This window comes from Paraburkholderia lacunae, assembly GCF_003353175.1.
GTDB classification, from domain to species: Bacteria; Pseudomonadota; Gammaproteobacteria; order Burkholderiales; family Burkholderiaceae; genus Paraburkholderia; species Paraburkholderia lacunae.
Genome location: NZ_QHKS01000002.1, coordinates 119,799 through 139,445, shown reverse-complemented (window position 1 = coordinate 139,445; position 19,647 = coordinate 119,799). Strand labels below are relative to the sequence as shown.

Below are 19,647 nucleotides of genomic sequence, written 5' to 3'. Positions count from 1 at the left end.
CCAGTTCATTCAGGCGGCGGCATTTTTCGATTCGCCCGTGGCGCAGAGAAAAATGCCGCGCCGGCAAAAAACCAATCACATCAATCCACAGACAACAGCGGCCACCACCGAGCCGCCAATCAGGACCACGCCAATCAAGCGTCGCTTATTGAGCTCCGTCCACAACAAAACGCCGGTCAACGAAAGCAGAATCATTCCACCCGCGATCGTATCGATCAGCAAAACCCACCCAACGCTCAATCCGACACCGCGGTGCAGGTTATTCATCGTAGTGAGAAACGAGTTCTGCGTGCGTTTCACCGCTACAAACCCATTCCCAACCCAATACTCGGCCTGCACACTCTCAGCGGGCCCATTGATCCCAACTTGCCAAAACTCCGGCTGCATCGTACTGCGATCGCCCCAGGCGACAGGATGCGCGGGCTCGCGCTTCACTCTCCCCAGCTTGCCGTCAGATTTCAACTCGCCTTTGAGCCACTTCGCCATCTCCATTGGCGAGGCCAACTTCTTCTGCGGCAATGGAATCTGCAACTCCTCGACCTGAGGTTCCCCCGACGACACCTTCAACGGGCCGCCCCGGTGGTTCAGCAAAAACCCCGTCGCGCCGAACATCAAGCCAAGCACCGCGCCCCACAACCCAACCCAGCCATGCACCTTGCGCAGCCACTTGATGAAGTTCGCCCGCCGGGAACGCTGGCGCCGCGCGGCCTGCTCGGCATCGTCCATCAGATGACGGCCGCGCTCCGGCGCATGCGCGGCGTAATGCATGCCGCCAGCAGCCGCAGCAGGTTTCAGATCGGTCGATTCAGGCGCGTTCAAATCAAGGCTTCAGGTGCAGCGGTTTAAACCATCGCAGGCGCGCAACGGCCAAGCGCACGCTCACACCAGCGGTCATTGAAGTATCGAAGGAGGGGGCCGGCCAACCCGGCTTGCGGTCCAGGCTGCCCGGCTGAGAGGCTGGCTGGCAGTCACAGAGGAGGAGAAATGTGACAGAAGCTGGCGATGCCTTTCAAATGAGAATGGCTATCATTACATAATTGACGCATTTCCTCAATCGCAACGCATGACATCCGCTTGACATCCGGGCGGTGCAAACCGACTCTAGTCAACGATCTCGTCAACGTTGCCGTTCCGGACAACTGCCCGCCATGCGCCTCTTACCGCTCGTCTGCCTCGGCACTTTCAGCTGGCTAGTCGGCATCCATGCCGCGACCGCCGGCGTCCCGGACAAGCCGGACGACCCGTATACGAACGAAGGCGAGACGCAAACCTTCACCGTCAACGCCGACGGCTCGTATTCGAAGCTCGACTCGATGACGCTGCGCGTGAACAACGAAGCAGGCGTCGCGCGCGTGGCGCAGCAATATGTCTGGTTCAACGGCAACATGGCGGATGTGCAGATCATCGAGGCCTATACGACGAGCGCCGACGGCGTACGTCACGATGTGCAGCCGGAGCAGATTCGCGACGTGCAGGAAGTCCGCTCGTTCGACGCGCCGATGTTCCAGGACATCCAGGAAAAGGTGATCGTATTCCCCGCAGTCGAGCCGGGCGCGCGCGTGCATCTCACCTATCGCAAAACGCAAAAGCAGCCTATCGTGCCGGGCGAGTTCAGCGACTTCACGCCGCCCGATCTCGCGCCGACTCACAACTTCCGCCTGATCTACGATCTGCCCGCCGACAAGCCGCTCCATGCCGACGCGCGCGGCTTCACTGTCATGCAGCCGGTGACGCGCGACGGCCGCACACGCTATGAATATCGCTACGACAAGGCGCATTTCAGCCGGCTCGAACGCGGCTCGATTGCGTACGTGTCGTATGGCGACCGGCTGATGGTCTCGACCTTCCCCGACTACGCCGCGTTCGCCGCCACCTACAAAGCGTCCGCGGCCGACCCGAGCGCGCGCGATGCCACCATCACCCGTCTCGCGCAAAACCTCACTGCGCGTGACCACACGCCACGCGCCAAAGCCAAGACACTGTACGACTGGGTGCGCCGCAACATCCGCTACGTGGCGATCAACGTCGGGCGCGGCGCGGTCGTGCCGCATAGCGCGAGCGCCATCCTCGCGAACCGCTACGGCGACTGCAAGGATCACGTCGCGTTGTACGGCGCGTTGCTCGACGCCGCCGGCATTCGCAACGAGCCGGCGCTGATCAGCAGCGGCACGATCTACACGCTGCCCAGCGTGCCCGGTTACGGCGTGATCAATCACGTCATCACGTGGCTGCCGGACTTGCAGCAATACGCCGACTCGACCGCGTCGAATGTCGAATTCGGCTTTCTGCCGTCGTCCGACATGAACCGGCCGACCGTGCTGGTCGACCAGGGCGTGCTCGCACGCACGCCGGCCACCGTCTTGATGATGCGCAACACCGACCTGTCGATCCAGGTCGAACCGGATGGCTCAGCGAGCTTCACGTACCGGCTGGATGCATCCGGCGCGTCCGCCGAACAGGCGCGCGCGATGTTGCGCATGCAGACACCCGCGCAACGCGAGGAGTCGATCCAGGCGGAGTTGCGCGGCGCGAACCTGCGCGGCACAGCCACACTCGCCACCAGCGACCTGATGGCCGCCGACGGTCCGTTGACGATCACGATGAAAGGCACGCTGGAAAATCTCGTGGTGCCGGGCGCGGCGGCATCCATTCCGGCGCTGACGAGTCTGGCCGGCGGCTTCGAAGCCGACACGCGCTACTGGCTCGGCGAACGCCGGCGCACGCAGCCGTTCGTCTGTCACAACCTGGCGTTGCACGAGCGCGCGCGCATCGCGTTGCCGGCCAACTTCCGCGTGCTCGACATGCCGGAGGCGAAGCGAACGCAAGACCGCTTCGTCGATTTCCAGTCGCAGTACACGTTCGATCCGCCAGGCAACGTCGTGACGATGACGCGCGACGGCACTACTCATTTCGACAGCGACGTCTGCACGCCCGACGACTTCGCGCAGATGCGTCCCGCGATCGAAGCGATCGGGCGCGACGTGCGCGCCCAGGTGATCGTCAAATCGACCTTGGTGGAATCGTCGAACGTGGCGTCACAGGCGCCGTCAAGTAACGCGGAAGCGGCGCCGTAGCGCAGCAAACGCTCAAACCGGCCAGAGCGGCCCTTCCTGCATCGCGCCAAGCTGCTCGCGCAGTTCGAGGATGCGCTCTTCCCAATAGCGTTGCGTGTTGAACCACGGAAACGCCGCCGGAAACGCCGGATCGTCCCAGCGGCGCGCAAGCCACGCCTGATAGTGAATCAGCCGCAGTGTGCGCAACGCCTCGACCAGATACAGTTCGCGCGGCTCGAAGTCGCAGAAGTCTTCGTAGCCGGCGAGCAGATCGGTCAGCGCACGCGATGCTTCCGCACGCTCGCCCGGCAGCAGCAGCCACAAATCCTGTATCGCCGGCCCCATCCGGCTATCGTCGAAGTCGACGAAATGCGGGCCCGCGTCGGTCCACAACACATTGCTCGGATGACAATCGCCGTGCATTCGCAGCATGCGAATCTCGCCGGCCCGTTCGAATGCGCGTTCGACGCCTTCGAGCGCGAGGTTCACCACGGTTTCCCACGCGGTGCGCACATCGTCTGGGATGAAGCGCTGCGCGAGCAGGAAGTCGCGCGGCTCGTAGCCGAACGTGTGGATGTCGAGCGTCGGGCGCTCGGTGTAGTTTTGCGTCTGCCCAACTGCGTGGATGCGGCCGATAAAGCGGCCCAGCCATTCGAGCGTGTCGCGCCGGTCCAGATCCGGCGCGCGGCCGCCGCGGCGCTCGAAGATCGAGAAGCGAAAACCGTCGAACGCATGCAGCGTACGGCCTTCGAAAACGCGCGCGGGCACCGCCGGAATCTCGCGCGCGGCGAGATCGGCGACAAAGTCGTGCTCTTCGAGAATGGCTTCGTCGCTCCAGCGCTCGGGACGATAGAACTTCGCGACCACCGGCGGGCCGTCTTCGACGCCCACCTGATACACGCGGTTCTCGTAACTGTTGAGCGGCAACATGCGCCCGTCGGTGCGCACGCCGACCGTGCGGAGCACGCTGTCGAGCGCGTCGAGCACAATTTCCGGCCTGAGCCGGGCGAAAGGAACGGCGCCGTTGGCGCCGTCCTGTGAGTCGAGAATGTCGTTCATGCCCGCATTGTGCGCCGCGCCGCCGTCAAAGACGAGGGCGGCGGCCCCGCTTGCCGGTTACCGCCACCTGCAACCACCACGAATCATGCTCAAACTGCCTTCAATGCATCTGCGCGCTCGACGGGCGCACAAGCTCGCCCGTATCGATCAGGTCTTCGAGAAAAAAGGGTTCAGTGTTCAGTTGCGGCGAAGCGCCGGGCTCGCCGGCATACCACGCCACCATGGCCATGTCGCCGAGAATGCGCATGACGATCCCGCGCGCGCCTTGCGGCACGGCGATATGCACCGATCGGACAATGGAACCGATTTGCATGATGTTTCCCCGTTTCTCCCATAGCCGGCTTTATGGATTCCCTGCCGGTCAAGGTGATGATAAAAGCGCCGCTTCGCCTATGACGTTGCGTACGCACCCAATCTGCTTCGCGTGATGCGATGAGAGGTTCGTGTCATTGTTCCCGTTTTGCGGGGCCATGGAAAGCGCGAACAAAAGGCAGTTCACCAATCGGTTCGCCCTATTCCGTTACGGCGCGCCAAACCGATGATCCGGGCCCGACCCGTCGTAACGGGACCATCATAAACCCTGAGGCGGCGGGGTATCAAAATCGCGCACTCGTCTCGCCAACGCGTTATGGCGCAGCAAGTACAGGCTTCTTGGCGGCGATTCGATTGCGCGACTGTGAACGCGTCGTGGCATAGCCGGCAATCTGCCGCGCATTGAAAAGGCCTGAAAGTAAGGCCTGCGTAAGCAAACGCTTCACAGATCGAGGCCCGTTTACTGCGTCGCAATAATCGCTGCGAGCCTTGCCGGACTGGCTTCAGCGGTCTGCGAATAGGCGTTGCAGCGCCGCAAAGCGCCGTTATGTCCAGCTAGCGGTCGCCTATACTCGAATCGCGCGTTGGCAGCGCATGACTCCAGAAATAGAGCCGCTGCCGCCGCTGATACTACACAAGGAGACGGGTATGACGACCTACTTCACGATCGGCGATTTCATCCTGGTCATTCCGATGGCGCTGGCTGGCGCTTTGTTTGTCGGTGCGCTCCCCTGCAAGACGGAATTCCGGCACAACGCGCTACGCGTGCTTGGCGCGCTGATCGGCGTCGTGTTCGCGGTCGTGCTGGTCGAAGGGTTGCCTGCGCTGGTGTAGCGGGGTCCAGCGAAGACGCTCTGATTGCCATCCCCGATGGTTCGGTGCACTGAACGCAGTGGCTACTGTCACTGCGTTGACCTTGCGCACCTATGAGAAAAGCCGCCACACGGCGGCTTTTCTATTTCCATTCCTGCAGCAAGCAAGCCGTCAGATTCAGATCGCCTGATCGGTCGACGGCTTTTCCCACAGGTTGATGCCGCCTTCGGTCGCATAGCGGTCGATTTCCGCCAGTTCATCCTTCGAGAATGCGAGGTTTTTCAGCGCACCGACGTTTTCGCGCACCTGCTCGGCCCGGCTCGCGCCAATCAGCACCGACGTGACACGCTGATCGCGCAATGCCCAGGCCAGCGCCATCTGCGCGAGACTTTGTCCGCGACGCTGTGCGATGTCATTGAGCTTGCGCACGTGTTCGATGTTCTGCGGGCTCAGGTGCTCCTGCTTCAGCGAACCGCCGCCGGGCTTGTTGACACGCGCGTCTTCCGGCACGCCGTTGAGATACTTGCTGGTGAGCAAGCCCTGCGCGAGCGGCGTGAACGCAATGCTGCCCGCTCCCACCTGGTCGAGCGTATCCAGCAGTTCTTGTTCGATCCAGCGGTTGAGCATGTTGTACGCCGGCTGATGGATCAGCAGCGGCACCTTGTACTCGGCGAGCAGCTTCGCCATTTCGAGCGTCTTGGTTGCCGAGTACGACGAAATACCGATGTAGAGCGCCTTGCCCTGTTGGACGGCACTTGCCAATGCGCCCGCGGTTTCTTCGAGCGGCGTGTCGGCGTCGAAACGATGCGAATAGAAGATGTCGACGTAGTCGAGACCCATGCGTTGCAGACTCTGATCGAGGCTCGCGAGAATGTACTTACGCGAGCCGCCGCCCTGACCGTATGGCCCCGGCCACATGTCCCAGCCGGCCTTCGACGAGATCAGCAGTTCGTCGCGATACGGTTTGAAATCGTCCTTGAAAAGCCGGCCGAAATTCGTTTCGGCGCTGCCGTACGGGGGGCCGTAGTTGTTCGCGAGGTCGAAGTGCGTGATGCCCAGATCGAAGGCGGTGCGCAGAATGTCGCGCTGCGTGGAGATCGGCGTCGTGTCGCCGAAGTTGTGCCACAGGCCCAGCGACAACGCCGGCAGTTTGAGACCCGACTTCCCGCAAACGCGGTATTGCATGTCTGAATAGCGTGCTGAAGCTGCTTCGTAAGCCATTGCTAGAGTCCTTGATGGTGAGCCGCCCGAAAGATGCAGGCGCTGGGAGATTGCGTGCCGCGAGGCGACGCTTTGATTCGATGTTCGAGGGAAGCAGTTTTGTTATGGTAGCCAATCGGCGCTTTACATGCAGAAGCCCAGTATGCGGGATGGACGGTTGCTCGCGGTTCCCCTACACTGGGCCGCTCGGATTTATCGGAGGGATCATGACGAAGGCGATTTCAATCGCGTTGATTGTCGGCGGGATTGTGTTGTTGTATTTCGGCGGACAGGCGTTCAATTCTGTTAGCAGCGATGTTTCGCGCGTATTGACTGGGTCTCCGACCAATAAGGCGATCATGCTGATCGTGAGCGGCGTTATCGCCACTGTTGCCGGATTGACTGGGGTGGCTGTTTCGGGACGGAAGAAGTAGCGTCGTTTTGTCGCACGGCGCTGTATGTCTGTGCGCCCACGGCGTTGCCTCTTCTTGTTTTCTCATTGTGTTCTTGAGGCAACGCGGCGGGCGCACAAACAAATGCCGCCGCCAAAGGCAAGAAACCTGCAAGAAACCTAAAAAGCAATTTCAGGTTTGGCAGCCGACCTCGACCCCGGCAACGGGACATTGCTCAACCCGTGATAGGTGAACACCAGCGAAAACTTAACCTGATCGCTAAGATTCTTCCCGGCCGAATGCAGTGTATTGCAATGGAAAAACACCACATCCCCGGCCTTGAGTTCCGGCGAAACTGCGGTCCGGATCAGCGCCTGATTCTCCTCCAGATCGGAGCGAAAAAACTTGGCTTCATCGAACCGGTCAGAAGTGAAAGCAGCACTATGTGACTTCGGCACAAACCACAACGCGCCGTTATCGATAGTTTCGTCCCCCACAGCGAGCCACACGGAAACCAGATCGTCGCGCTCGAACGACCAATACCTGACGTCGCGATGCCAGCCCGTCAGGCTGCCATAGGCAGGATGCTTGGTCATCATGCAGTTGTGATGCGCCCGCGATAGCCGCGGCTCCTCACCGAAATACAACTCCATCCAGCCGCGAATTTCCGGCGCCGTCGCCCATTGCGCAAAACTCGGATGACGCCCATACGCATCGAGCAGCCGACGCACCGTATGGCCGCCCGGTGCATGTTTCGACTCCGGCGCACCCGGATAGCGCAGATCCGCTTCGAACTCGATCGGCGCTGCCGCTTCCTCCAATTGCCGCTCCGCAATCTGCTTCAGTTCGCCGCAGCGCTCGGGCGACACTAGTCCCGGCGCAACGACAAAGCCCTGCTCCCGCAACGTTTGAATCTGTTCTTTCTTCGAGTGAACTGACATGGGTGTTCCGTTACTTTCGACTGGCTGATGCTGGATTGTAAAACGGGCGCGATCGGACTGCGCGCGGTTTCGCCCGCCAACAAGCCGCAGCCTTACGCCCGACTTCCATGCGCAACAGAATTGCGTCGCACTTTGTAAGGGCAACCGCGCACGATAGACGGGCGCAAAGGGCACGACCCCACAGGCATGCAAGCTATTCCAACTCCGTACAAACCCGTATTCGCAGGGTAAGAACGGACTTTCTGACGTCACGAATCGCGTGTAGCCTGCACGCATGTCGATCGCTACTCCCGCACTTCGGCGGCGTGCACAGGCCGCTCTGGCCGATTCCGCCGTTCTCCGTACCCGTTCCAGTCGATTCCCGGGCTTACGCGCCGTCCATCGCGACACCGCCGTTGGCACATTTGGTGCTCCTTTTGCTGCACCTTCCGTCGCGCGACACGTTGCCCACTTGTGAAGCCATGCATACTCTCCTAAGCACCCGCCTTACCCGCGCCGCATTGAAAGCGGCGCGCCCCGCGCGCCGCCATGTGGTACGCGCGCTGCGTCACCACTCCGCCCGCACTCGCGCGCTCGGTGAACAATGGCGCGACGCCAAAGCGGTCGACGGCATTCGCACCTGGTTCCACACCTTCTTTGCCGCGCTGCGCGTACAAGGCGCCGCGCGCCGCTTTTCGCTGCGCACGCTGCTGCGCAAGCCGACGCCAACGCGTGCGTTGACTGCCACACGCCGTGCACCGGTCGCCGCGCTTCAGAGCACGAGCCGACGTCCGCGCCGGATGTCGACGAGCGGCAGCACAGGCTGGTTTGCGTTCGCGTTCGCTAGCCGCTAGCAACCGGTTGACGGTTTGGTGTCAGGCTGAAGCCGTCACCCAATGCGCCTTGAACTTCAGTTCCGCGCGGGCGGGTGCCTTCTACTTTCGGCAACGTCGTCAGAGCCTCGAGAAGACTGCCGAGCATCGCATGATTCTGTAGCGGTAAGCGAACGCGATTCCAAGGCGGAAAGCAGCAGGAGTCGAACCTGCCCGGGAGCGGCTGGCGCCCCCAACTGGGTTTGAAGCCCAGCCGCACCACCGGATGCGAATGCCTTCCTTCGAGAGGACAACCAAACGTTCAAAGCGCCTCCAGGAGGGGGCCGTCGCCACGCAGCACATGAACCTCGTGGAGAAACCGAGTATATCCAACGCGATCGAAGAACTCTAAGAGTTGAATCGCGCGTTTGCGTCCCAAGCCTGTCGCGTCACGAAACGAGGCAGCGGCGAGCCCCTCGCCGCGCTCGCCCGCCAATTGCGCGATCAGCCGCGCCAGCTCGCGCACGGTGTCGCGCCGATAAAACAGATCGCGCACGACCTGATAGACCTCGCCCTTGCGGGCCAGCTTGCGCAGCAGCTGCCGGACCTGCTCCTCGGGAACCTCGACGGCCGACGCCAGATCGCGGACCCAGGGCGGGTCGTAGCGCCCCGCGGCCACGAGCGGCAGCAATTGCGCCGCGAGGCGCTCTTCGCTCGCATCGAAGCTGACCGAGTGGCTCGGCAAGTGCAGCCACGGCCCGCTTCGCGTGATCTCGCCGTCCGCGACCATTACCTCGACGAGCTCGCGCCACAATGCATCGGACAAGAGCGGCGCGGCGATGCGGCGCGCCCGCGCCGTGTCTGGTCCTTGCTCGTCAGGCGAGCGCTCATGAAACGTCCGCAGCGCATCGACGACGTTCGCGCGCATGCATGCCCAATGCGCTCGCAGCACGATGCAGGCTTCGCCCTCATGCGAGCCCCGCAGCGGCACGACAAGCGCTTCGGCCGGCAACGTGGAGTCGTCCAGCGCCCTCCCCGTCAACCGCTCGAGCGTCGAGCGAAGCATCCCACGCGGCGACTGCTCCAGAAGCGGCTCGATACGCCCCGTTTCGAGCCATGCCGTCAACGCGTCGAGCCATGCGTGCCGTTCCGGCGTGCGGCGTTTCCTCGCCGGCCCGAACGGATCGAGCACGCGCCCGCCGCCCACGGTACGCGTCGCCTGGGCGTTGCGCACGATGAAGCGGTCGCCCGGCAACGCGCAGACCGGCGCGTCGAATACGAGTTGAACGCGCGCAGCCTGCCCGGCGGCGAGCGTCTCGCCTTCGAGCAGCGTGCCGTGCGCAACGCGATGCATCGTGGCGAGGTGCACGTGCAGCGGCTTCCAGTGCTGCAACGTCATTTCCGCATCGGGCAGCATCGTCAATTCGACGTCGAGCCGCTCCGACGCCGCCACGAGCCGCCGGTCGACGATCCAGTCGCCGCGTGCGATCCGCTCCTTCGGAATGCCCGCAAGATTGAGCGCGCAACGCTCTCCGGCCCGCCCGGTCTGCGCCGGCCGGTTCTGCACATGGACGCTGCGCACGCGAACCGGCTCTGCACGCGGCGTGAGCCACACCGTGTCGCCCACGCTGACTCGCCCCGCGAACGCCGTGCCCGTCACGATCGTCCCGGCGCCCGCGAGCGTGAACACACGATCGACAGCGAGCCGAAACAAGCCGTCGTCGCGGCGCGCGCGCCAGGCGAGCGCGGCCTCGCGCAAGTGCGCATCGAGCGCGGCCACACCGGCGTCGCCGGCCTGTAGCGCTTGCGTCTCGAAGACGGGCGCATCGGCCAGCATGGTCGGCGCGAGCCACGTGCGAATTTCGTCGCGCGCTTGCCCGACACGCGCGCGTTCCACGCGATCGATCTTGGTCAGCGCGATCGCGCCGCGCGTAATGCCGAGCAATTGGAGGATCGCAAGATGCTCGCGCGTTTGCGGCATCACGCCGTCGTCTGCGGCGATCGCGATCAGCGCGAAGTCGATTCCGCAAGCGCCCGCAACCATCGTGTGCACGAGCTGCTCGTGTCCAGGCACGTCGATGAAACCGAGCACGTCTCCGTTGTCGAGCGGCCGGTACGCGTAGCCGAGCTCGATCGAGATGCCGCGCGCCTTCTCTTCTTTCAGGCGGTCGGTGTCGACGCCCGTCAGAGCATGAACGAGCGTGGTCTTGCCGTGGTCGATATGCCCGGCTGTGCCAATAATCATTCGTGCGCCTCTGCGCATTGCGCGACGAAGGCGGCCTCCTGCGGGCCCTCGAGGCACCGCAGGTCGAGCCGGAGCGCGTCGTCCGAGATCCGGCCCAGCACCGGACGCGGCCATTCGCGCAACCGCTTCTCAAGCTTCGCGAGCGAGCCGCCATTGCGCTTTGCGCTTGCGTTGCGCGCGACCAGCCCGTAGCTCGGCAATTGATCGACGGGCAGCGCCCCGCTGCCGATCTGGCTGTACATCGGCTCGATGCTGACGACATAAGCAGCGCCGAGCGCCTGGGCAAACACCGGCTGGACGCGTTCGGCACACGCGCGGATCTCCGCAGCCGGGCGAGCCAGCAGGCGCAGCGTCGTCAACCGCTCGCCCAGGAATTCGGGCGCGCGATAAAGCCGAAGCACCGGTTCCAATGCGGCAAGCGTCAGCTTGCCGACGCGCAGCGCCCGCTTGAGCGGGTGTTTCTTGATCTTCGCGACGAGGTCGGCACGTCCGACGATCAGCCCTGCTTGCGGGCCGCCGAGCAGCTTGTCGCCGCTGAACGTGACGAGATCGGCGCCGGCTTCGACCGATTCGCGCACGGTCGTCTCGCGCGGCAGACCCCATTGCGCCAGGTCGACGAGCGTGCCGCTGCCGAGGTCGATCGCCACCGGCAAGCCGCGCGCATGAGCAAGCCGTGCGAGTTCGCCGATGGCAACCGACTCCGTGAAGCCGCGGATCGCGTAGTTGCTGCAATGGACTTTCATCAGCAGCGCAGTTCGCATGCCAATCGCCTCTTCGTAGTCCGCGAGGTGCGTGCGGTTGGTCGTGCCGACCTCGTGCAATTTCGCGCCGGCGCGGCCCATGATGTCGGGAATGCGGAACGCTCCGCCGATCTCGACGAGCTCGCCGCGCGACACAACCACTTCTTTTCTCGAGGCGAGCGCCGACAGTGTGAGCAGCACCGCCGCCGCGTTGTTATTGACCACCGTTGCCGCTTCGGCGCCCGTCAGCTCGCACAGCAGATCGGCAACGAGATCGTCGCGATCGCCGCGCCCGCCGCTCGCGAGATCGAACTCGAGGTTCACCGGCTGCGTGAGCGCGGAGACGACGGCGTGCACCGCTTCGTCGGGCAGGAGCGCGCGCCCGAGGTTGGTATGAAGCACAGTGCCGGTCAGATTGAACACGGGACGCAGACGCGTCCGTGCATCGGCAGCGAGCGTGCGGGCGGCGTCGGCCGCGATGCACGCCTCGTCAGGCGGCTCGGCGTCCCGCTCGGGCAGCGCGCTTAGCCGGACCCCACGCCGCCATGCATCGAGCGTCGCGCGGATGGCGGCGAGGACCTGCGTGCGGCCATGCTCGGCGACGAGCGGCGCGACGGGCACCGACGACATGAGACGCTCCACCGACGGCAAGCGCGCGAACAGCGTGTTCAAGTCGTTACGGGAGGTCTCTTTCATGGCGCCCTCCGCCGGGCTACGCGTCGCTCGACTGCGGCCAGAGCAGCGGGTTCGGCGACGCGCGTTGGAAGCCCGCCTCGCTCATCAGCAGATCGAGCGTGAGGCTCGCAAGATCGTCGGCGAGCGGCTCGAACGCGTAGTCCTTCTCCTGGTAGCCGATCTTGCGATACGTATGGCATTCGTCGCACGATTCGGCCTTGAGGGCATCGCCGCCTACGATGCCGTGATAGGCGATGCCCTTGGTCGAATCGCAATGCGAGCACTTGACGCGGACCATATGCCACTCGCACGCGCAAAGGCTGCACTGCAGAAAGCGATAACCCTGATATTGCCCGCCGATCCGCACAATGCTCGCGACAGGGGGCGAGCCGCAGACGGGACAGAGGCCGGGCGTGTCGAGATAGGGAATGTCGCGCGTGTCGAGCCGGGTCGCGATATCGGTCCAGACAACCTGCAGCGCGGCCATCAGAAACGGCGCCGTGGCCGGGTCGACTTCCGTAAAGCTCAGCGCTAGCACGGCGTCGGCGGCGGCGGCGAGTTCGGCGTCGCTCATGGCGCGCAGGCCGTCGAGGAGCTTGCCGAGCGCGGGCGTCACAGGGCCTGCCGCATCGACGCCGTCGAGGACGCGCCGCAGCACGCCGCGCCAGGCGGGGTCGCGCTCGGAGGCCAGGGCGCTCGCGAGCGGCATCGAATGCGCTTGAGCGAGTTTTAGCGAGTTGGGCGCGAGCGGCCTGGCGGAGAACGTTGCGAGAATCTGGTGCTGTGCGTCGACGACCGTAGCCATGAGGCGGAGGTAGCCGGCGATCGGATTGTGGTCGGCGAGCTTGCGAAGGCGCGCGGCGCGCTCGGCAAAGACAGTGGCGCGATCCGGCAGACGAATGCGCGGGATAGCGGTTTGGTCGAGCGCTTCGATCTCTCCGGGCTGCAGGATTCGCTGAATCACTTGCTCACCTCACTGTGCAAGCTGAACACGCCGACGAGAACTGCGGACGTTCCTATCTTACGTCTACGGTCTCATAGGTGTCGACGCGCTTGTGCCCCATCTTGCGAAGGTGCCTCGATTCGAATTTCGCATGCCTGAGCGATCCCGGCGATTACTTGACGCTCTCCCGAAACCATTTCGCATGATGCTTTCTGGCCCATCCTGGCGAAACGGTGCCTCGTGTCATGGCCCGCACGGACCCTTTGACCCAGATCGCAGCATAGATATGGACGATGATGCCGACGATCAGCACGAACGCCGCGAATGCATGCACGACCGATGCAAACCGAATGACGCCGAGCGAGAACATCCCGCCGAAGTACACGCGCCATATCACGACGCCGCTCGCAAGCAGCACGATCAGGCACGCGACCATGACGAAGAACAGCACCTTCTGCCCGGCGTTATAGCGCCCGACCTCGGGCAGCTCGTCCTCGCGCTTCGCGAGTACGTCGCCGATGTGCTTGAGCCACTGGACGTCGTCGCGATCGAGATAGTTATGCCGCCAGAAACGCACCGCGAGCAGGAGGAACGACACGAACATCACCACGCCGATGTACGGATGCAGGATGCGCGTCCACTGCCCGCCGCCGAAGAGTCCGGTAAGCCAGAACATCGACGGATGAAAGAGTGCGAGCCCCGAAAGTGCGAGCAGCACGAACGTGATTGCCGTGATCCAGTGGTTCGTGCGCTCGTTCGGCGTATACCGCACGATCTGGTTCGGATCGTCGGGCTTCATGATTGCGCTCCTGACCGTTTTTCCTTGATCTTGCGGGCCTCTTCACGGGCGGCTGTCTCGTCTTCGTCCGACACCTCGTTCGGTCCGACCCGCGTGTAATGGAAGAATCCAGCCAGCGCGGTGAGCGCCATGATTCCCAGTGCGAATGGTTTCGTCACACCCTTCCAGAGCGACACCATCGAGCTGATTTGCGGATCGTCGGGCAGGCCGTGATAGAGCGAGGGCTGGTCGGCGTGATGCAGGACGTACATCACGTGCGTGCCGCCGACCCCGGCGGGGTCGTACAGCCCAGCGTGCTCGAAGCCGCGCTCCTTCAAGTCCTCGATGCGCTCGGCCGCGTGCTGCTTCATGTCCTCCTTCGTGCCGAACATGATCGCGCCCGTCGGGCAAGTCTTCACGCAAGCCGGCTCCTGCCCCACAGCGACGCGATCGGAGCAGAGCGTGCACTTGTACGCGCGGTGGTCCTTCTTCGAAATCCGCGGAATGTCGAACGGGCACGCCGTCACGCAATAGCCGCAGCCGATGCAATTCTCCTCATGAAAATCGACGATGCCGTTCGTGTACTGCACGATCGCGCCCGGCGCCGGGCATGCCTTCAGGCAGGCGGGGTCCTCGCAATGCATGCAGCCGTCCTTGCGGATCAGCCATTCGAGATCGCCGTGCGGATTCTCGTATTCAGAGAAACGCATCACCGTCCATGAGTTTTCGGTGAGGTCGCGCGGATTGTCGTAGACGCCGGTGTTCGTGCCGACCTCGTCGCGCAGGTCGTTCCACTCCATGCATGCCGTCTGACACGCCTTGCAGCCGATGCACCTCGACACGTCGATGAGCTTCGCCACCGTGCCCGTCGACGGTTCACGCTGGGAAGGCGGCGTGACCGTGGTGGCCGAGCGGCGCTTGATGTCCAATGATTGCAGTGCCATCGCTGCCCCCTTACGCCTTCTCGACCTTCACGAGGAACGACTTGAATTCCGGCGTCTGCGCATTCGCGTCGCCGACTACCGGAGTCAGCGTGTTCGTGAGATACCCGGGCTTCGCCAGACCCATGAAGCCCCAGTGCAACGGAATGCCGACGGTCTGGATCTTCTTGCCGTCGACCATGAGCGGCTTGATCCGCTTCGTCACGACTGCCACCGCGACGATGTGCCCACGGTTCGACGACACCTTCACGCGCTCGCCGCTCGCGACGCCCACTTCCTTCGCGAGATCCTCGCCGATCTCGACGAACTGCTCGGGTTGGAGGATCGCGTTGAGGCGCACGTGCTTGGTCCAGTAATGGAAGTGCTCGGTCAATCGATACGTCGTCGCCACGATCGGGAACTCCGCCGCCTTGCCGAACGCCGCGCGGTCGCCCGGGAACACGCGGGCGGCCGGGTTGTTCGTCGCGAGCGGATTGTTTGGACTGAGGGGGTTGTAGCCGAGCGGCGTTTCAAACGGCTCGTAGTGCTCGGGGAACGGTCCTTCCACCATCGCGTCGCGCGCGAAGAACCGCGCGACACCCTCCGGCAGCATGATGAACGGGCCCATGCCGTTCTCGGGCGGCTCGTCCGCCTTGAAGTCCGCGATGTCAGGTCCGCTCCAGGCGCTGCCGTTCCAGGCGATCAGCTTGCGCGCCGGATCGAACGGCTTGCCCTTCATATCGCACGATGCGCGGTTGTACTGCACGCGGCGGTTCGCCGGCCACGCCCAGGCCCAGTTGAGCGTCTGGCCGATGCCGGTCGGGTCCGCGTTGTCGCGCCGCGCCATCTGGTTGCCCGCCTGCGTCCACGCTCCGCAGAACAGCCAGCAGCCGCACGACGTCGTCCCGTCGTCCTTCAGAAGCGCGAAGCCCGAGAGCTGCTCGCCCTTCTTGACGAGCACCTTCGTCGGATCTTTCGGGTCTGCAAGATCGGCGAGCGCCCGGCCGTTGTACTCCTTCGCGAGCTCTTCCGGCGTTGGATTCTCGGGGTTCGAGTACGGCCAGCTCAGGTTCACGATCGGGTCGGGGTACTTGCCGCCATGCTGCTGGTAGAGCTTGCGCATGCGCACGAACAGGCCCCCCATGATCGCGAGGTCGCTCCTCGCCTCGCCCGGCGGCGTTCCACCCTGCCAGTGCCATTGCAGCACGCGGCTCGAGCTGACGAGCGAGCCGTTTTCCTCGGCGAAGCACGTCGTCGGCAAACGGAACACCTCAGTCTGGATCTTCGATGGGTCGACGTCGTTGAACTCGCCATGGTTCTTCCAGAACTCGGACGTTTCGGTCGCAAGAGGGTCCATCACGACGAGCCACTTGAGCTTGGCCAGCGCAGCCAGGTTCTTCGCCTTGTTCGGCGCGGCCGCGAGCGGGTTGAAGCCCTGCGCGAGGTAGCCGTTCATCTTGCCGTGGTACATCAGCTCGAGCCCCTGCATCAGGTCGTAGGACTTGTCGAGCTTCGGCAGATAGTCGTAGCCCCAGTTGTTCTCGGCCGTGGCGGCGTCGCCCCACCATGCCTTCATGAGGCTCACAAAGAACGCGCGATAGTTCTTCCAGTAGCTGAGCTGGTTCGGCCGCAGCGGCAGGAGCACGCGTTTCTTCAGGTAGGCCTCGAAGTCCTGCTCGGCTTGCAAAGGCAGCGTCATGTAGCCTGTCAGCAGGTTCGACAGCAGTCCGAGGTCCGTGAGACCCTGGATGTTCGAGTGGCCCCGCAACGCGTTCATGCCGCCGCCGGCAATGCCGATATTGCCGAGCAGCAGTTGAACCATCGCGCCCGTGCGGATCATCTGCGCACCGACCGAGTGATGCGTCCAGCCGAGCGCGTACAGGATGGTCGCAGCACGGTCCGGCGCCGCCGTCGACGCGAGCATCTCGCAGACCTTCAGGAACTTGTCCTTCGGCGTGCCGCAGATTTTTTCGACCATCTCGGGCGTGTAACGCGCGAAGTGCGTATTCATCAGGTTGTAGACGCAGTGCGGATCCTGCAGCGTCATGTCGACCTTCACGAAGCCGTCATCGCCACGCACATAGTCCCAGCTCGATTTGTCGGGATAGGCGTGCTTGCTCGCGTCGTATCCTGAGTAGATGCCGTCGTCGAACGCGAAGTCGTCGCGCACGATGAACGCGAGGTCCGTGTAGTTGAGCACGTACTCGCGCTGGATCTTGTCGTTCGTCAGCAGGTAGTGGACCACGCCGCCGAGGAACGCGATGTCGGTGCCCGTGCGGATCGGCACGTAAAGGTCGGCCACCGAGGCCGTGCGCGTAAAGCGCGGATCGACGACGATCAGGCGTGCCTTGCGGTTCGCCTTCGCCTCAGTCACCCATTTGAAACCGCACGGATGCGCCTCCGCGGCATTGCCGCCCATCACCAGGATCACGTCCGCGTTCTTGATGTCGACCCAATGGTTCGTCATGGCTCCACGGCCAAACGTCGGGGCAAGACCTGCCACCGTCGGGCCGTGTCAGACACGCGCCTGGTTGTCGAACGCGAGCATCCCCCAGCTGCGGGCCGCCTTGTGCGTCAGATAGCCGACTTCGTTGCTGCTCGCCGACGCCGCCAGCATCCCGGTCGTCAGCCAGCGGTTGACCTTCAGGCCGTCGTCCGTCGTCTCGACGAAATTCGCGTCGCGATCCTCCTTCATCAGCTTCGCGATGCGATCGAGCGCGTCGTCCCACGAGATGCGCTGCCATGCATCGCTGCCCGGCGCACGATATTCGGGGTACCGCAGACGGCTCTCGCTATGGATGAAGTCGATCAGGCTCGCACCCTTCGGACACAGCGTGCCGCGATTGACAGGGTGATCGGGATCGCCTTCGATGTGGATGATGCTCGGCTTGGCGTTCTTCGCGTTGTCGCCGAGACCGTACATGAGGATGCCGCAACCGACTGAACAATACGGGCAGGTGTTGCGAGTTTCGGTGGTGCGCGCCAGCTTGTACTGTCGGACCTCGGCGAGTGCGTCTGCCGGCGAATAGCCCATGAGCGCGAGGCTCGAACCGGCCAGGGTGGTCGCGGTGACCTTCAGGAATTGGCGCCGGGACAATTGCAGCATGATGTCATCCTCGGCTTTATGGTTACGCAGTCCTTACAGTGTAGAACTTACACGGCGATGCGGGACACTTACCTATGCTGCGATGCAGCGCCCTGCCGGCAGGCCGTTTGTCGTTGTCATTCCTCTACACAGCAACCGGTTGCCCGAAAAACTAGCAACCAGTTGTAAGTCAACCGCCAAGCGCACCGTCGACCCGCAGCCTGTTTGCGGCGAGCACATACAGCACGGCCCGTAGCCGCGCTTGCTGTGCGGCGTCAGGACCGTCCGCCCTACGGCAAGCCCAGAGTCGGCAAAGCCAATAAAAAAACCCCGCCTGGCTCACGCCGGCGGGGTTTTTCGTTAGAGCGAACTGCGTGCGCTTATTCTGCGAGCGCGGCGACCGGTTCCGTGCCGGCGGCTTCGGCGAGCGCCAGAGCCTTGTCCGTGGCTTCCCACGTGAATTCCGGCTCTTCACGGCCGAAATGGCCGTAGGCCGCGCTCTTCTCATAGACCGGGCGCAGCAGGTCGAGCATCTGGATAATGCCCTTCGGACGCAGATCGAAATGCTCCTGCACGAGCTTCGTGATCGTCGCATCCGACACGCGGCCCGTGCCGAACGTATTGACCATCACCGAAGTCGGCTGTGCCACGCCGATCGCGTACGACACCTGAATCAGACAGCGCGACGCCAAACCAGCGGCAACGATGTTCTTCGCCACGTAACGGCCGGCATACGCCGCCGAACGGTCGACCTTCGACGGATCCTTGCCCGAGAACGCACCGCCGCCGTGGGGCGCCGCACCGCCGTACGTATCGACGATGATCTTGCGGCCGGTCAAACCGCAATCGCCTTGCGGACCGCCGATCACGAACCGGCCGGTCGGGTTCACCAGGAACTTGATGTCGCCTTTGATGAGCTCGGCCGGCAGCGTCGGCTTGATGACTTCTTCGATCACGGCTTCGCGCAGCGTAGCCAGATCGATGTCCGGCGAATGTTGCGTGGACAGCACGACGGTGTCGATCGAATGCGGCTTGCCGTCGACGTAACGCACAGTGACTTGCGACTTCGCATCCGGACGCAGCCAGGGCAGACGGCCGTCGCGGCGCAGATTCGCCTGACGCTCGACCAGACGGTGCGACAGGTGAATCGGCAGCGGCATTAGTTCCGGCGTCTCTTCGCACGCGTAGCCGAACATCAGGCCCTGGTCGCCGGCGCCTTGATCGAGGTTGTTGTCGTGCGCGCGGTCCACGCCTTGGGCGATGTCCGGCGACTGCTTGTCGTATGCGACGAGCACCGCACAACCGCGGTAGTCGATGCCGTATTCGGTGTTGTCATAGCCGATGCGCTTGATCGTGTTGCGCGCGACCTGGATGTAATCGACGTTCGCGGTGGTGGTGATTTCACCGGCCAGCACGACCAGACCCGTGTTGCACAGCGTTTCGGCCGCGACACGCGAATACTTGTCTTGCGTCAGGATTGCGTCGAGGATTGCGTCCGAAATCTGATCCGCGACTTTGTCGGGATGGCCTTCGGACACGGATTCGGAAGTAAAGAGATAATCGTTTGCCACGTTGCAGACTCCTGTTGTGTGGTTACGGTTGAGTTTCACGTAGCCAGCTTCGGGAGCCTTGAAGCGGCGACGCTTTAGCGGATTACATGACCGTCAGACGCGCCCCACATGGATCGCGCGCCTGGCAGC

The 19,647-nt window shown here is 63.4% G+C and carries 16 protein-coding genes and 1 tRNA gene; 4 read left to right on the top strand and 13 right to left on the bottom strand.

Translation table 11 applies throughout. The annotated features are described in order from the left end of the window. Positions 1-75: 75 nt before the first annotated feature. The gene (locus DLM46_RS03415) at positions 76-819 is read right to left on the bottom strand and encodes a PepSY-associated TM helix domain-containing protein (RefSeq protein WP_115099380.1); all 744 of its coding nucleotides are present in this window, start codon (positions 817-819) and stop codon (positions 76-78) included. A gap of 329 nt (positions 820-1,148) precedes the next feature. On the opposite strand from DLM46_RS03415, the gene DLM46_RS03410 reads away from it, so the two are divergent. Further along, positions 1,149-3,074, top strand: coding sequence for a DUF3857 domain-containing transglutaminase family protein (locus DLM46_RS03410; protein ID WP_115099379.1), 1,926 nt, complete (start codon positions 1,149-1,151; stop codon positions 3,072-3,074). A gap of 12 nt (positions 3,075-3,086) precedes the next feature. On the opposite strand, the gene DLM46_RS03405 is transcribed toward DLM46_RS03410, so the two are convergent. Beyond that, complete coding sequence (locus tag DLM46_RS03405; protein ID WP_115099378.1) at positions 3,087-4,112, bottom strand: serine/threonine protein kinase; 1,026 nt, start codon at positions 4,110-4,112, stop codon at positions 3,087-3,089. A gap of 100 nt (positions 4,113-4,212) precedes the next feature. Then, a complete protein-coding gene (locus DLM46_RS03400; protein ID WP_006050502.1) occupies positions 4,213-4,425 on the bottom strand; it encodes a hypothetical protein in 213 nt (70 codons plus the stop codon). A gap of 647 nt (positions 4,426-5,072) precedes the next feature. Between DLM46_RS03400 and DLM46_RS03395 the strand changes: the two genes are divergently transcribed. Further along, positions 5,073-5,258, top strand: a complete 186-nt coding sequence (locus DLM46_RS03395; RefSeq protein ID WP_007179669.1) for a hypothetical protein — start codon at positions 5,073-5,075, stop codon at positions 5,256-5,258. A gap of 156 nt (positions 5,259-5,414) precedes the next feature. Here the strand turns inward: DLM46_RS03395 and mgrA are convergent, their stop codons facing one another. Then, positions 5,415-6,458 carry an L-glyceraldehyde 3-phosphate reductase gene (mgrA, locus tag DLM46_RS03390; RefSeq protein WP_115099377.1) on the bottom strand — a complete coding sequence of 348 codons (1,044 nt, stop codon included), beginning with the start codon at positions 6,456-6,458 and terminating at the stop codon, positions 5,415-5,417. Positions 6,459-6,664: 206 nt separating this feature from the next. Here mgrA and DLM46_RS03385 point away from each other — a divergent pair, with 206 nt between their 5' ends. Continuing rightward, a complete protein-coding gene (locus DLM46_RS03385) occupies positions 6,665-6,871 on the top strand; it encodes a DUF3185 family protein (RefSeq protein ID WP_115099627.1) in 207 nt (68 codons plus the stop codon). A 137-nt stretch (positions 6,872-7,008) separates the two neighbouring features. Here the strand turns inward: DLM46_RS03385 and DLM46_RS03380 are convergent, their stop codons facing one another. Next, on the bottom strand, positions 7,009-7,770 hold the full coding sequence (locus DLM46_RS03380) for a phytanoyl-CoA dioxygenase family protein (protein WP_115099376.1): 762 nt from the start codon (positions 7,768-7,770) through the stop codon (positions 7,009-7,011). A 461-nt stretch (positions 7,771-8,231) separates the two neighbouring features. Here DLM46_RS03380 and DLM46_RS03375 point away from each other — a divergent pair, with 461 nt between their 5' ends. Beyond that, positions 8,232-8,603 (top strand): hypothetical protein, encoded by a 372-nt coding sequence (locus tag DLM46_RS03375; RefSeq protein WP_115099626.1) that lies wholly within the window; start codon positions 8,232-8,234, stop codon positions 8,601-8,603. 166 nt (positions 8,604-8,769) lie between these two features. On the opposite strand, the gene DLM46_RS03370 is transcribed toward DLM46_RS03375, so the two are convergent. From DLM46_RS03370 to metK, 8 genes are all read right to left on the bottom strand, one after another. After that, a tRNA-Sec gene (locus DLM46_RS03370) sits at positions 8,770-8,862 on the bottom strand. A gap of 21 nt (positions 8,863-8,883) precedes the next feature. Next, positions 8,884-10,806, bottom strand: a complete 1,923-nt coding sequence (gene selB, locus DLM46_RS03365) for a selenocysteine-specific translation elongation factor (protein WP_115099375.1) — start codon at positions 10,804-10,806, stop codon at positions 8,884-8,886. Next, entirely contained in the window at positions 10,803-12,242 is a 1,440-nt protein-coding gene (gene selA / locus DLM46_RS03360) for an L-seryl-tRNA(Sec) selenium transferase (RefSeq protein WP_115099374.1), read from the bottom strand. Before selA ends, selB begins: the two co-directional genes overlap by 4 nt. Before the next feature lie 16 nt (positions 12,243-12,258). Further along, on the bottom strand, positions 12,259-13,185 hold the full coding sequence (gene fdhE / locus DLM46_RS03355; protein WP_115099373.1) for a formate dehydrogenase accessory protein FdhE: 927 nt from the start codon (positions 13,183-13,185) through the stop codon (positions 12,259-12,261). Positions 13,186-13,336: 151 nt separating this feature from the next. Further along, entirely contained in the window at positions 13,337-13,963 is a 627-nt protein-coding gene (locus DLM46_RS03350; RefSeq protein WP_115099372.1) for a formate dehydrogenase subunit gamma, read from the bottom strand. Then, positions 13,960-14,886, bottom strand: a complete 927-nt coding sequence (fdxH, locus tag DLM46_RS03345; protein WP_115099371.1) for a formate dehydrogenase subunit beta — start codon at positions 14,884-14,886, stop codon at positions 13,960-13,962. The genes DLM46_RS03350 and fdxH overlap by 4 nt, the downstream gene beginning before the upstream one ends. Positions 14,887-14,896: 10 nt before the next feature. Continuing rightward, a complete protein-coding gene (gene fdnG / locus DLM46_RS03340; protein WP_165847903.1) occupies positions 14,897-17,968 on the bottom strand; it encodes a formate dehydrogenase-N subunit alpha in 3,072 nt (1,023 codons plus the stop codon). A 359-nt stretch (positions 17,969-18,327) separates the two neighbouring features. After that, the gene (gene metK, locus DLM46_RS03330; RefSeq protein ID WP_115099368.1) at positions 18,328-19,518 is read right to left on the bottom strand and encodes a methionine adenosyltransferase; all 1,191 of its coding nucleotides are present in this window, start codon (positions 19,516-19,518) and stop codon (positions 18,328-18,330) included. Positions 19,519-19,647: the final 129 nt, after the last annotated feature.